The sequence below is a fragment of the Flavobacterium sp. genome (assembly GCF_027483985.1).
Classification (GTDB): Bacteria; Bacteroidota; Bacteroidia; order Flavobacteriales; family Flavobacteriaceae; genus Flavobacterium.
On the sequence record NZ_JAIXTJ010000056.1, the window covers coordinates 185,400 to 199,119 of the forward strand.

Consider the following 13,720-nt stretch of genomic DNA (forward strand, 5'->3'; position numbering starts at 1 on the left):
ATACCAATAACTAATTATGAAAGGAATTATTTTAGCCGGTGGCTCAGGTACAAGGCTTCATCCATTAACATTGGCAGTAAGTAAGCAATTAATGCCTATTTATGACAAACCAATGATTTACTATCCACTTTCAACACTTATGTGGGCAGGAATTAATGAAATTTTAATTATTTCAACGCCTCATGACTTACCATTATTCCAACAACTTTTAGGTGATGGCTCTAAGTTAGGATGTAGATTTGAATATGCAGTTCAAGAAAACCCAAACGGTTTGGCCGAAGCTTTCATTATTGGAAAAGATTTTGTTGGAGATGATAAAGTGGCCCTTATTCTAGGAGACAACATTTTTTATGGTACAGGACTAGCCGAATTACTACAAGCCAATAACAATCCTAACGGAGGAGTTATTTATGCATATCACGTGCATGATCCTGAGCGATATGGTGTAGTTGATTTTGATAAAGAAGGAAATGTTCTTTCAATTGAAGAAAAACCAGAGCATCCTAAATCTAATTATGCTGTTCCAGGAATTTATTTTTATGATAATTCAGTTGTTGATATTGCTGCTAATATTGCACCAAGTCATCGAGGCGAACTTGAAATTACTGATGTAAACAAAGAATATCTTAACCGTGGAAATCTTAAAGTAAGTATTTTAGATCGTGGTACAGCTTGGTTAGACACAGGAACTTTTCAATCATTAATGCAAGCAGGTCAATTTGTGCAAGTTATTGAAGAACGTCAAGGATTAAAAATTGGAGCCATTGAAGAAGCTGCTTATAAAATGGGCTTTATCGACGCAGAACAGTTAAAAACACTAGCAACTCCTTTATTAAAAAGTGGTTACGGAGTACATTTAATGAGTTTATTGCAATAATCAGATTAATATGATAATTTTATAGCATGAGTAAATATTCTAAGTTTTTTAGTATTTTAAGCTATAAAATTATCTACTTTAATTTTAAGTATCTCCCATTTAATCAAGCGATTAAATTTCCGTTTTTTATTTCTAAAAATGTATATTTTAGAAGTTTAAAAGGAAAAATTACAATTGATAGTCCAATTTCGTCAGGAATGATAAAAATTGGATTTGGCGATGTAGGAATATTTGATGATAGACGATCACGAAGTATATTAGATATTAATGGTAGTTTAATTTTTAAAGGTTCGGCTAACATTGGTCACGGTTCCAAGATTTCGGTTTCTGAAAAGGGCACACTTACTTTAGGTGACAATTTTACAATTACAGCCGAAAGTTCTATAGTAGCTCATTTAAACATCGAATTTGGAAAAGATTGCCTTCTTTCTTGGGATACTTTAATAATGGATACCGATTTGCATAAAATCCACAATGAACTTGGTGAAAGAATTAATGAGGAACAACCAATTAAAATCGGCAATAATGTTTGGATAGGATGCAGAAATTTGGTTTTAAAAGGAGCTGTTATTCCTGACAATGCTGTTCTCGGCGCAAACTCAGTAGTTTCTAAAAAATTAGAAGTTGAGAATGCAATTTATGTAGGTAATCCTGTGAGATGCGTAAAAGAAAATATAAACTGGAAACTATAAAATTTATAATATAATACAATGGTATTTACTGAAACCAAACTTAAAGGTTGTTATATAATTGAACCAAAAATAATCAATGACGAACGAGGTTATTTTATGGAAAGTTTTAATGAACAAACTTTTGAAAAAGGAGTAGGACAAAGAGTTCATTTTGTTCAAGATAACCAATCGTATTCTTCAAAAGGTGTTTTAAGAGGATTACATTACCAAACAGGTGAACACGCTCAAGCTAAATTAGTAAGAGTTTTAAGTGGTGAAGTATTAGATGTTGCTGTTGATATTCGTCCTGAATCTGAAACTTATGGTCAGCATATTTCAGTTTTACTTTCAGCTGAAAATCAAAAACAGTTTTACATTCCAAGAGGATTTGCTCATGGATTTTTAGTTCTTAGCGATAAAGCTACTTTCTTTTACAAATGTGATAATTTTTACAATAAAGAAAGCGAAGGTGGTTTAATATATAACGATGTTGACTTAGCTATCGACTGGCAATTTCAAACGGATCAATTGATAATTTCAGAAAAAGATCAATTGCTTCCCAACTTAAAATCGGCTAAAAAAGTATGGTAGTTTTAGTAACAGGAAGCAACGGACAACTCGGACAAAGTTTACAATATATTGCTGCAAATTATCCAGAAATTAAGTTTATTTTTTGTTCATCAGCCGATCTTGATATCACGTCAATTGAAAGTTGCGAAGTTATTTTTGATAAATATAAACCTAATTATTGTATTAACGCCGCAGCTTATACAGCTGTTGACAAAGCAGAATCAGAACCAGAAAAAGCACATTTAATTAACGTTATTGGCGCAAAAAATTTAGCTGAAGTTTGTAAAAAATTTGAAACAGTTTTATTACATATTTCAACCGATTTTGTCTTTGATGGCACTGCTAACAATATCAGTTTGACCAAAGGATATACAGAGGAAGACGCACCAAACCCAACAGGTGTTTATGGACAAACAAAATTAGATGGCGAAAGAGCAATTCAAGAAACTTTTGAAAATTATTTTATCATAAGAACTTCGTGGGTTTATTCACAATTTGCAAATAATTTTATGAAAACAATGCTCCGATTAGCATCTGAAAGAGATAGTCTATCGGTAGTAAACGATCAAATAGGAACACCAACAAACGCAGTTGATTTAGCTGAAGTTTTGATTTCAATTATCACTCAAACCTACAACGCACAACCTACAACCTATAACAATTTCGGAATCTACAACTTCTCCAATGAAGGCCAATGTTCTTGGTATGACTTTGCTAAAAAAATATTCGAAATAAATAAGGTAAAAATAAATTTAAGCGCCATACCAACCACAAGTTTTCCGACGCCAGCAAAACGACCTGCTTATAGCGTTCTAGATAAAACCAAATTAAAATCAGTATTTAACGTTGAGGTCAAAGATTGGGAGGAAAGTTTAAAAACCGTTAAATATAGTTTAGACACACAATAAACGACGATAAAATCTCAAATGATAGAGCATTTAAAAAATTAGATTTTTTTTATGACATTATCAAATGATTAAATATAATTTTACCAAAAAAATTATCACTTTTGAGAACGAAATTAATAGTACTGGGTTTACTTTTTATAAATATAATAACTGCCTTTGCTCAAAAAGCAAGCACGATTGTTATAGAAAACTCCGATTTTTCAGATATTAATCAGTTTGAAATACCTGATGCGGTACTTTTAACCGGAAATGTTAGGCTTAGACACGATGGTGCGACAATGACCTGCAACAAAGCTTACTATTATCAAAAAGAAAATTATATCAAAGCTTTTGGTGATGTTCAAATGGTGCAAGGTGACACACTTTACCTAAACAGCAAATATGCTGAATATAACGGAAATATTAAAAAAGCATTTGCCTCTGGAAACGTAGTAATGACTTCGCCAGAGTCAACAATGACAACGGATACCATTCATTTTGATAGAAATACTCAAGAAGCTTATTTTAATTCTAATGGAACTATTGTGAATAAAAACAATACGTTAAAAAGCAAGGCAGGACGTTATTATTTAAAAGAAAAAAAATACCAATTTTTATCTGCAGTAGAGTTAAAAAATCCAGAATATACTATAAAGACAAATCATTTAGACTATAAAACAACCCAGGGTAATTCTGACTTAAAAGGACCATCGACAATTGTTAGTAAAGAAACATTTATCTACACCGAAAACGGACACTATAACAGCAAGAACAATACGGGTTATTTTTTGCAAAAGTCATATATAAAGTACAAGGATCGATTAATCGAAGGTGATAGTTTGTATTATGATAGAAAAATCGAATATGCCTCTGGAACTAATAATGTTAAAATTACAGATTCCATAAATAAAGCCATCATCAAAGGTCACTATGGCGAAGTTTTTAAACAAAAGGATTCTGTTTATATGACCAAACACGCCTCAATTCGATATAAGGTAGAAAACGATTCAATGTTTGTTCACGCTAAAAAATTATTTTTAACAGGAAAGACAGGAGAAAGAATTGTAAGAGGACAAAAAAATGTACGATTTTTTAAAACCGATTTAAGCGGCAAATGTGATTCCATTCATTCCGATCAAAAAAGAGGTTTAACACAATTGATTAACAAACCAATTCTTTGGAACTTTGAAAACCAACTTACTGGTGATGTTATGCATTTGATAGGTAATAATAAAACCGAAAAACTCGATTCCTTAAAAGTTTTAAATAACGCTTTTATAATATCCAAAGACACTATTGGAACTGGCTATAATCAAGTAAAAGGGTTGAATTTATATGGCAAATTTAGAGACAGTAAACTTTATGAAGTTGATGTTGTAAAAAATACCGAAGTCATTTATTTCATGCGAAATGACAAACAAGAGCTCATCGGAATCAACAAAAACAAAAGCAGTAGCATTAACATGACAATGGAGGATAATGTGGTAAACACCATTACTTTTTTTAAAGAAGTTGATGGCGACATTTATCCCGAAAAAGATTTACCGGAAAACACACGAAAACTTCGCGGATTTGTGTGGCGAGGCGATGAACGAATTAAAACAAAAGAAGATATTTTTCCAGAAGATGAGGTGGAGTTAGACAAAAAGATTGTTGAAGAGAGTAGGGAGAAGTATAAAAAAGAAAATTCAAATGTAAACGAAATATTAAATAAAGAAAGCGAAGAACTCGCTAAATATAAGGTTTTAGATTATGTTTTAGACACCAATTTTAAACCAAATTATTCTAATACAAATAATAAAATAACTTTAGATCTTGTTGTTCAAAATGATGATCAGTTTCAATTATTTTATACTAATGACAATACATTTAATTTTTCAGAAGGAAATTCGGAAAAAATCAATATCGTAGGAAATACTGCCGAACAAAAGGTTATATTTTATCTGCCAGAAAATTTAAGTATTACCAATTTAAGGCTTGACTTAGGAGAAAATCCTAATCAAAAAGAAATCAATATAAAAAGTATTACAATTGAAAAAAATGACAAGAAAATCAATATTTCTAGAAAAGAAATATTAGACTATTTTGTTATAAATAATGATTTGTTTTATAATGAAAGAAATCAAACTTTTATTCATAAAAGCAAGGATAAGTCAAAAAAAATTGACCCTAATTTAAATTGCAGTTTGAAGTTAGTGAAAGCTTTAAAAATTTTAAAAAAATAATTAAGGTAAAGTTAGCAGTCGAAATAGCATTTTTTGAGAAAAAATTAAATTTAGAAAGTAATGAAAATAGTTATAACAGGTGGAGCAGGATTTGTTGGTTCAACACTTTGTATTCAACTTAAAAAAAAATATCCGAGTTATGAAATCGTCGCTTTTGATAATTTAAAGCGAAGAGGTTCTGAATTAAATTTAATTGATTTTCAAAAACAAGGGATAGCCTTTATACACGGAGATATCCGTAACAATGAAGATATCCTTGCCATTGGAAATTTTGATGTTTTAATTGAGGCATCAGCTGAACCATCGGTTACAGCGGGTTTAGATTCTGATCCGACTTATGTTATTAATAACAATCTTTATGGTTCAATAAATTGTTTCAACGCATGCGTAAAATACAAAGCCAAACTTATTTTTCTTTCTACAAGTAGAGTTTATCCGATTGAAGTAATTGAAGAAGCAGCTTTTACTGAAAACGATACTCGATTTGTATTTAATGAAAATCAAAAAAGTGATGGAATTTCTCCAAAAGGAATTTCCGAAAAATTATCGTTAGAAGGTGCACGTTCTTTTTATGGCACAACAAAACTTTCTTCAGAATTATTTATTCAAGAATATGCTGCTTTTTATGGTTTAAAAGCCTCTATTACAAGATTTGGCGTTATTGCTGGTCCAAGACAAATGGGCAAAACCGATCAAGGAGTTGTAACTCTCTGGATGGCAAAACATTATTGGAATCAATCATTGAAATATATTGGATATGGCGGAACAGGAAAACAAGTTCGTGATATTTTGCACGTTGATGATTTAGTAGATTTAGTAGATTTACAAATCCATAATATAGAAAAATTTGAAGGTAAAACCTACAACGTTGGTGGTGGATTAGAAAATAGTGCTTCATTAAAAGAAATGACCGTTATTTGCGAAAAAATATCTGGAAACTCAATTCAAATTGATGAAATTCCCGAAACACGAACTGCCGATTTAAGAATTTTTGTAACAGATAATTCTAAAATTGAGTCTGAAATTGGCTGGAAACCAAAAAAATCGGTTGAAACAACATTTCAAGATATTTATAATTGGATTAAAGAAAACGAAAAACAATTAGAAACAATATTGAAATAGAAAATGGAAACAATTAAAAAAGCATTTTTAAATAATAGTTCTGTTTTTATTTATATCATTTTATCGCTTCTTGTAGCAACACTTTTATTTCCTAATAGTTTCGAAATGAAAGTTATGCCACTTGATATTTCAACTCATTTATCTTCATCTTTAGATATCTCTTGGGCTGTTGCTCAGAATTATGCAAATTTTCATAATCTTATTTGGGGTAAAGAGTTTGTTTTTACTTTTGGACCTTTGGCACCGCTGGCAATTAGAATAACTTGGGGAGAATCTAAAATAGCTTTTATTTTATATGATTTATTTTATTTTATAAATATTTTTCTAATAACTTTTTTCAGTTTAAAGGCCGCAAAGAATAAAATTTTTGTTGTTTTAAGTATTATATCATTCCTTATACTTTTCCCACCAAACCTTGGAGGTTCCTATGCAGTTGTTTATTTTTTTATTCTTATTTTTTGGATTTTTAAAAGTATTGAATCGCCAAGTAAGTTGTCATTTTTAATGCAATTTATTATTCTATTAATATTATTTTACACAAAATTTAATACCGGATTAATTTCATTTTTAATTTACTATTTAGCTATTTTTTTAATGTTGTTTGATAAAAAAATAAATTTTAAAAAAGCAATAGTGTTAATAATAATTCCAATTATTTTAGTCGTTGTTTCGTCTTTTTATTTAAATGTAGAATTATTAAAATACATATATTATGGATCAGAAATGGTCTCAGGATATAATGAAACAATGTATATGAGAGCTGAAAGTTTTTCTAATGAATTAGAGAAAGTTTTGATTTTTGTTTCGATAATAATTGTTTATTTTATTTGGAAATTATTTAGGGAAAAAAATATAAGAATCAATATCAAAAATTTGATCCTGATGGCAATTTTTTCAATTGCAATTTTTGTTTTGTACAAGCAAGCTTTTGTTAGAGCAGATATTGGTCATATGAATGGTTTTTTTATGTATGCTACTTTTTTAATATTTTGCACCGGCAGTATGTTTGATAATAAACTAAAAGAGATTTCTAATATATTATTGATTCCGTTAATCACACTTCCTGTTTTTTTTAGTTCAACTGATGTAATGTCAAACGTTAACTCACTTTCGCTTTCTAAAAAAGAATATTTTAACGGATTGAATAATTCTAACTATGATTTTGCAACAACTTTATTTCCAAATTCTAATAGTCTACCAGCATCTGTACTGAATGAGATAGGAAAGCAATCAGTAGATGTTTACCCTTGGGATATAATGATGCTTTTAGAAAATGATTTGAATTATGCTCCTAGGCCAATAATTCAATCCTATTCTGCTTATACAAAAGAACTTGAAAATTTAAATTTTGATTTTTATAATTCGAAGGATGCACCCAAATACATTATTTATGATTACGAAACAATAGATAACAGATATCCATTATTTGACGAATCAAAGGTTAACTTAGCAATACAACTGAATTATCATCCAGTTGAAAAATTTAAATTCTCAAATAAGGAATTAATTTTGTTTGAACAAAATTCAAATTTCAAGCCAATAAAATTGGAATTAATTGATCAATACGCCATAGTAATTAATTCAGGAATTGCACCCAAGAAAAATGTGTTTTATGAAGTTGAACTATATAATACGTTATCTGGCAAATTATACTCTATTTTAGCCAATGCTCCCGAAGTCAACATAAAAATAAAAACTAAAAACAACAAAATAATTGATCATAAAACATCAAATTCTCTTTTAAAATCAGGTATTTTTTCTGAAACCTATTTCAAAACTACAAACGATATTTTTGATAGCTATTTTGACAAAAACATTGATCCCGATTTTTTAATAAAAGAATACCAATTTGTTCCAGTTTCTTCAAATTATTTTGAAGATAAAATTAAAATTACAGAATATAAAATAACACAATAATATGAACATTTGTATAATTACCGGCTCATCAGGTTTGATAGGTAGCGAATCGGTTGCTTTTTTTGCTGATAAATTTGATAAAATCATTGGAATTGATAACAATATGCGCGAAGTGTTTTTTGGTGCTAATGCGTCAACCCAATGGAATACTCAAAAATTAGTAAGCGAAGTAGCTAATTTTGAACACCACGCTATTGATATTAGAAATGTTCAAGAACTTGAAAATTTGTTTTCAAAGTATAATTCAGACATAAAATTAATTGTTCATACTGCGGCGCAACCAAGTCACGATTGGGCTGCACGTGAACCATTAACCGATTTTACCGTAAATGCAAATGGAACATTAAACATGTTAGAAATGACACGTTTATATGCGCCTAAAGCCACTTTTATTTTTACATCAACCAACAAAGTTTATGGTGATACTCCAAATTATTTACCTTTAGTTGAGTTAGATAATCGTTGGGAAATTGATGAATCGCATCCATATTTTAAAAATGGAATCGATGAAAATATGAGTATTGATCAAACTAAACATTCTTTATTCGGTGCGTCAAAGGTTGCTGCTGATATCTTAGTACAAGAATATGGAAAATATTTTGGAATGAATACAGGTGTTTTTCGTGGCGGATGTTTAACAGGACCGAATCATTCAGGTACTCAGCTTCACGGTTTTCTTTCTTATTTAATGAAATGTGCAATTACTGGAGATAAATATACTGTATTTGGGTACCAAGGAAAACAAGTTCGTGATAATATTCATAGTTGGGATTTAGTAAATATGTTTTGGCATTTTTATCAAAATCCGCGACAAGGTGAGGTTTATAATGCTGGTGGCGGAAGGCATTCTAATTGCTCGATGGCAGAAGCAATAGCTATGTGTGAACAAATTACTGGCAAACCAATGAACTACGAATATACAGAAGTAAACCGAGTGGGTGATCATATTTGGTGGATTAGCGATGTTTCTAAATTTAAAGAACACTACCCAGAATGGACATGGAAGTATAATATTAATGACATTCTATCTCAAATATATATAGCAACAATTGAAAAAAATTAATGAAGTTAAGTATCGTAATTCCAGCCTATAACGAAGAAGAATCAATTACTGAAACGATTGATCAAATTGAAGAAGCATTTTCCAAAGTCAATATAGATCACGAAATTTTTATTGTTAATGACAATTCAAAAGATGGTACACTAAAAGTGCTTGAAACTTTAGCACAAAAATATCCTTCGTTGAAATATGAAACTAATTTTGGACCTAATGGTTTTGGATATGCGGTGCGTTATGGTTTAGAACGATTTTCAGGTGATTGTGTTGCGGTAATGATGGCAGATTTATCCGATTCACCCTACGATTTAATTCGTTATTATACCACAATGGTTGAAGGAAATTATGACTGTGTATTTGGAAGTCGATTTATTAAAGGTGGGAAAGTAGTAGATTATCCTTGGGTAAAAAAAATCATAAATCGAGTAGCAAATTTCATTATTAGAACAGTAATGAGAATCAAGTATAACGATACAACAAACGCTTTCAAATTATATAAAAGAGAAGTAATTGATGGCATAAAACCAATACTTTCTCCACATTTTAATCTCACAATTGAATTGCCATTGAAAGCTATTATAAGAGGATTCTCTTACACGGTAGTTCCAAATTCATGGACTAACAGAAAGTATGGCGAGTCTAAATTAAAAATTAAAGAAATGGGAAGTCGTTATTTCTTTATTTTAGTTTATTGCTTTGTAGAAAAGTATTTTTCAAGAGGAGATTTTAAAAAAGCTAACAACAAATAAATAATTTTAAATAATTTGTTTTTATAAATCCAAATAATAGATATTTATAAAAATCGTTATATTTGCCAAAAACTTTAAAAAATGAAAGCACAAATTGCATTTTTATTAATTAGTTTGTCACTAATTAGTTGTAAAAACGACAAATCAGTTGATGATTTAAAAGTTGTAGAAACTAAAATAGAAAAAAGTAAGGTTACCCTAGAACTAGACATGATTGTACCTGAAGATGATACTTTTCAAATTTATTACACAGAAGACGGCCTACCTAATTGTACAGAAGAAAATTCAGTAAAAGCAGAAGTAAAAGGAAGCTCAACTAGCCAAAAAATACTTTTTGAAATACCAGAAGATAAAGCTATTAATTATATCCGAATTGATATCGGTAGAAATCCAAAACAAGGAGAATTAAAAGTAAATCGTTTTGTTTATACTTATTTTGATAAAAAACTTGACTTAAAAGGCAATGCTTTTTTTCAATATTATTCTCCCAATCAGTTTTTTACTCTAGATTTTCCTAATTCAACACTAATTCCATCTAAAGATAAAAAGGATTATGATCCTATACTTTATGCATTAGAACCGCTATCTCCAGCACTGGAGAAGATGTTGACAAAAAAATAATTTAAATAAAAAGTTACCAATTAAAAGGTAGCTTTTTTTGTTAAAGGCAAATGAAAATTAAAGAAGAAAATCCTTTTATCGTTGTTATTTTTAGAAGTTGCGATATTGTTAACGCTGTTAATAATGCGCCAAGACCATTTGACTTAGACAAAAAAACAATGATTAAAATTTGTTTTAAAAGTTTATGGAATGCTCTTCAAGGATATAATTACAAAATAATAGTTCTTGGTGATAATCTGTCGCAAGAAATGAAAGATTTCTTTGCTAAATTTGATATCGAACTTCAAGAAGGAATTTTTGGTAACGATAAATCAATTAGAGAGACTATTAAAATAGCACAACAATTTAACGATACCGATTGGGTATATTTTTGTGAAGACGATTATTTACACAAACCCAATAGTTTTGAAAAAATTGTTGCGCTAATTAAGGAAAAAGAAACTATTTATCCCGGTACAATAAAATGGAAACAATTACTAAGAAAAAGGCATCTAACTCTTTTGTCTATTCCAAGATTTTTTTCTAAACCAGGATTAGTAATTCATCCTTGTGATTACCCAGATCGTTATGAAGAACAGTATTCTGAGAAAAATTTTATCTTCCATACCAGCAATTCACATTGGAGACAAATTTCCGACACTACTTTTACTTTTTTAATGCAGGTGAAAGATGTTAAAGACAAAAGACGAATATTAGTAAAATCCTCTTTCAGGGCTAATGATAGGTATTTAAGTACAACATTATACGGAAAATCTTTTTTCTTTAAAAAAATGCTCTGTGTCTCACCAATTCCAACCTTGACATCGCATATGCATACCCAAACTTTATCTCCTTTCTTTGACCATTTAGAGTTAATTACTCAATTAAAAAAAGAGATTTAAATATAAAAAATGCTTAAAAAAATATTTCTTGATAAAAAAATCATCAATGACATTTTAAAAAGAGGTGGAATTACATTTCTTTTTAGAATGATCGCTATGGCATTAAGTTTTATAACAATGTCTTATATAACTAATTTTTTTGGAAAAGATATTTTTGGAAACTATTCGCTGACATTAACGGTTCTTCAAATTGTAGTAATGGTTTTCGCTATCGGCACGCCATATGCTTTTATATCATTTACTGGAGGCTTTGAAAACAATGAAAAAGCAAAAGGCTTGTTGTTTAAAGTTTCTAAAATTGTATTGGTATTATCAATTCTTCCTGTAATTGTGTTTTTTTTTGGCGCCCAATTTTTAGCTGAATTTGTGTTTAATAAAGCAGAATTAACAGATTATTTCTTAATAATTTCTGCCAGTATTCCTTTTATGATTTTACACGAATTACTATGTTATTATTTCGTTTCAATCAAAAAGACATTGTTCTATTCGCTAATAACATTTATTTTTCCTAATGTTCTGTTTTTGATATTTTTAGTCATTGTTTTTTATTTTAAGTTGCCAACTAGTTTAGTGCTAGCGTGCTACACATTGGCTTATTTAATTTCTGTTTTAATTGGTTTTATAAATGTTTTTTCTGGAAAGAAAGCCATTTATCCCATATTGTCAACTAGAGCAATTATAAAAAAATCATTCCCAATGATGGTTAGTGGAATATTTTTAATCTTACTAAATTGGACCGACATATTAATGCTTGGAAAATTAGAAACATCTTCTAATATAGGAATTTATAATGCAGCATTCAAAGTAGGTTATCTTGCCTTATTTTTTGTGGTGTCGATGAATGTTGTTATTATGCCCAAGATATCTGAATTATTTCATCAAAAAGACCATTTAGAATTAAAAAAAGTAGTAAATCGATCCACTCAAATAGTGATAATTTTAACGATTCCTGCAGCTTTAATATTAATATTTTTTAGTAAATCTATATTGCAGTTATTTGGCGAAGGATTCGAGGTTGGTAGTACAACATTAATATTGATTACATTAGGTGCGCTTTTTAATGCGATGACAGGTAATGTTGACCAAATTTTAAACATGACGGATAATCAAAATATCGTGAAAAATATTTTTTTTATCGGATTTATTTTAAACGTTGTTCTAAATTTATACTTAATTCCAAATTATGGTATAGAAGGTGCTGCTACTTCAAGTTTGATTACCAATATTTTTGTAAACAGCATTTTTGTCATTATCATTAAAAGAAAGCTCGGTTTCTATACTTTTATGTAATTTTGTGATTCTTAAATAGCAACAAATGCAACCAGAACTTTCGGTAATTATTGTGAATTATAACGGATTAATTTATCTAAAAGATTGTTTAGATTCATTAGATGATAAATTAAAAGGAATTTCTAGTGAAATTATTATCATTGACAATAATTCAAAAGACGAAAGCTGCAATTATATAAGAGTTAATTATCCCAACGTAAGGCTTATTGATTCTAAAATAAATTATGGTTTTGGAAAAGGAAATAATGAAGCAGTAAAAATAGCTCAAGGTCATTATCTACTTTTGATTAATAACGATACAATTGTACTAGATAATCTTAAACCAGTTCTTGATTATCTTAAAGAAGATGAAACCATTGGAGCTGTAGGTATAAATATGCTGAATGGTAAAAAGGAATACCTTCCTGTTGCTGGAGTATTTCCAAATGCTTCGAATATGTTTCAAATGAAAAAACTGCTAGAAATTAATGACGAATTTAAGTCGGGCGTTTTTTCAAAACATGATTATTACGTTGATTGGCTGAGTGGTTCTTTTTTAATGTTGAAAAAAGAAACTTATCAAAAGATAAATGGTTTTGATGAAGCGTATTTTCTTTATGTTGAAGATGTTGATTTTTGTAAACGAATCGCTGGTATTGGTCTAAAAAGAGTTTTTTTACCCAATTTTAACTACATCCATTTCGTTGGCTTTAATACCTCTAAAAATCCATTATTGGTTAAAGGATACGAAATTTATATTTCAAAACATTTTAATGGAATTAACAAATTAATAGTTACTGCAGCATTGCAAGTAAATAAAGTTGTAAAAAAAGTCAAAAGCCTACTTAAACTAGATTAATTCCATTATTTTTGA

At 29.4% G+C, this 13,720-nt stretch carries 13 protein-coding genes; all 13 read left to right on the forward strand.

Translation table 11 applies throughout. The features are described 5' to 3' along the window. The first annotated feature begins 16 nt into the window (after nucleotides 1–16). Nucleotides 17–877 carry a glucose-1-phosphate thymidylyltransferase RfbA gene (gene rfbA / locus Q0050_RS14705; protein WP_298397545.1) on the forward strand — a complete coding sequence of 287 codons (861 nt, stop codon included), beginning with the start codon at nucleotides 17–19 and terminating at the stop codon, nucleotides 875–877. Nucleotides 878–903: 26 nt separating this feature from the next. Continuing rightward, nucleotides 904–1,569 carry an acyltransferase gene (locus tag Q0050_RS14710; RefSeq protein ID WP_298397547.1) on the forward strand — a complete coding sequence of 222 codons (666 nt, stop codon included), beginning with the start codon at nucleotides 904–906 and terminating at the stop codon, nucleotides 1,567–1,569. A gap of 18 nt (nucleotides 1,570–1,587) precedes the next feature. Continuing rightward, entirely contained in the window at nucleotides 1,588–2,139 is a 552-nt protein-coding gene (gene rfbC / locus Q0050_RS14715; RefSeq protein WP_298397549.1) for a dTDP-4-dehydrorhamnose 3,5-epimerase, read from the forward strand. Continuing rightward, nucleotides 2,133–3,026, forward strand: a complete 894-nt coding sequence (gene rfbD / locus Q0050_RS14720; protein ID WP_298397551.1) for a dTDP-4-dehydrorhamnose reductase — start codon at nucleotides 2,133–2,135, stop codon at nucleotides 3,024–3,026. The genes rfbC and rfbD overlap by 7 nt, the downstream gene beginning before the upstream one ends. A 101-nt stretch (nucleotides 3,027–3,127) precedes the next feature. Further along, nucleotides 3,128–5,230: an OstA-like protein gene (locus Q0050_RS14725; RefSeq protein WP_367277178.1), complete on the forward strand. Its 2,103-nt coding sequence runs from the start codon at nucleotides 3,128–3,130 to the stop codon at nucleotides 5,228–5,230. Between the two features lie 60 nt (nucleotides 5,231–5,290). Further along, on the forward strand, nucleotides 5,291–6,352 hold the full coding sequence (locus tag Q0050_RS14730; protein WP_298397553.1) for an NAD-dependent epimerase/dehydratase family protein: 1,062 nt from the start codon (nucleotides 5,291–5,293) through the stop codon (nucleotides 6,350–6,352). A gap of 3 nt (nucleotides 6,353–6,355) precedes the next feature. Continuing rightward, nucleotides 6,356–8,269, forward strand: coding sequence for a hypothetical protein (locus Q0050_RS14735; protein WP_298397555.1), 1,914 nt, complete (start codon nucleotides 6,356–6,358; stop codon nucleotides 8,267–8,269). Between the two features lies 1 nt (nucleotide 8,270). Further along, entirely contained in the window at nucleotides 8,271–9,332 is a 1,062-nt protein-coding gene (locus tag Q0050_RS14740) for an NAD-dependent epimerase/dehydratase family protein (RefSeq protein ID WP_298397557.1), read from the forward strand. Continuing rightward, a complete protein-coding gene (locus Q0050_RS14745) occupies nucleotides 9,332–10,075 on the forward strand; it encodes a glycosyltransferase family 2 protein (RefSeq protein ID WP_298397559.1) in 744 nt (247 codons plus the stop codon). Before Q0050_RS14740 ends, Q0050_RS14745 begins: the two co-directional genes overlap by 1 nt. Before the next feature lie 81 nt (nucleotides 10,076–10,156). Further along, on the forward strand, nucleotides 10,157–10,696 hold the full coding sequence (locus Q0050_RS14750; RefSeq protein ID WP_298397561.1) for a hypothetical protein: 540 nt from the start codon (nucleotides 10,157–10,159) through the stop codon (nucleotides 10,694–10,696). A gap of 50 nt (nucleotides 10,697–10,746) precedes the next feature. Further along, complete coding sequence (locus tag Q0050_RS14755) at nucleotides 10,747–11,577, forward strand: hypothetical protein (protein WP_298397563.1); 831 nt, start codon at nucleotides 10,747–10,749, stop codon at nucleotides 11,575–11,577. Nucleotides 11,578–11,586: 9 nt separating this feature from the next. Beyond that, nucleotides 11,587–12,867: a flippase gene (locus tag Q0050_RS14760; protein WP_298397565.1), complete on the forward strand. Its 1,281-nt coding sequence runs from the start codon at nucleotides 11,587–11,589 to the stop codon at nucleotides 12,865–12,867. A 25-nt stretch (nucleotides 12,868–12,892) separates the two neighbouring features. After that, on the forward strand, nucleotides 12,893–13,705 hold the full coding sequence (locus Q0050_RS14765) for a glycosyltransferase family 2 protein (RefSeq protein WP_298397566.1): 813 nt from the start codon (nucleotides 12,893–12,895) through the stop codon (nucleotides 13,703–13,705). The last annotated feature ends 15 nt before the right edge of the window (nucleotides 13,706–13,720 follow it).

Excerpts from the sequence above, each read along its gene's own strand:
- rfbC (WP_298397549.1), top strand. The coding sequence starts at position 1,588 with ATGGTATTTACTGAAACCAAACTTAAAGGTTGTTATATAATTGAACCA.
- rfbD (WP_298397551.1), top strand. The coding sequence starts at position 2,133 with ATGGTAGTTTTAGTAACAGGAAGCAACGGACAACTCGGACAAAGTTTA.
- Q0050_RS14735 (WP_298397555.1), top strand. The coding sequence starts at position 6,356 with ATGGAAACAATTAAAAAAGCATTTTTAAATAATAGTTCTGTTTTTATT.
- Q0050_RS14750 (WP_298397561.1), top strand. The coding sequence starts at position 10,157 with ATGAAAGCACAAATTGCATTTTTATTAATTAGTTTGTCACTAATTAGT.
- Q0050_RS14730 (WP_298397553.1), top strand. The coding sequence starts at position 5,291 with ATGAAAATAGTTATAACAGGTGGAGCAGGATTTGTTGGTTCAACACTT.
- Q0050_RS14760 (WP_298397565.1), top strand. The coding sequence starts at position 11,587 with ATGCTTAAAAAAATATTTCTTGATAAAAAAATCATCAATGACATTTTA.
- Q0050_RS14740 (WP_298397557.1), top strand. The coding sequence starts at position 8,271 with ATGAACATTTGTATAATTACCGGCTCATCAGGTTTGATAGGTAGCGAA.
- Q0050_RS14745 (WP_298397559.1), top strand. The coding sequence starts at position 9,332 with ATGAAGTTAAGTATCGTAATTCCAGCCTATAACGAAGAAGAATCAATT.
- Q0050_RS14710 (WP_298397547.1), top strand. The coding sequence starts at position 904 with ATGAGTAAATATTCTAAGTTTTTTAGTATTTTAAGCTATAAAATTATC.
- rfbA (WP_298397545.1), top strand. The coding sequence starts at position 17 with ATGAAAGGAATTATTTTAGCCGGTGGCTCAGGTACAAGGCTTCATCCA.
- Q0050_RS14765 (WP_298397566.1), top strand. The coding sequence starts at position 12,893 with ATGCAACCAGAACTTTCGGTAATTATTGTGAATTATAACGGATTAATT.
- Q0050_RS14755 (WP_298397563.1), top strand. The coding sequence starts at position 10,747 with ATGAAAATTAAAGAAGAAAATCCTTTTATCGTTGTTATTTTTAGAAGT.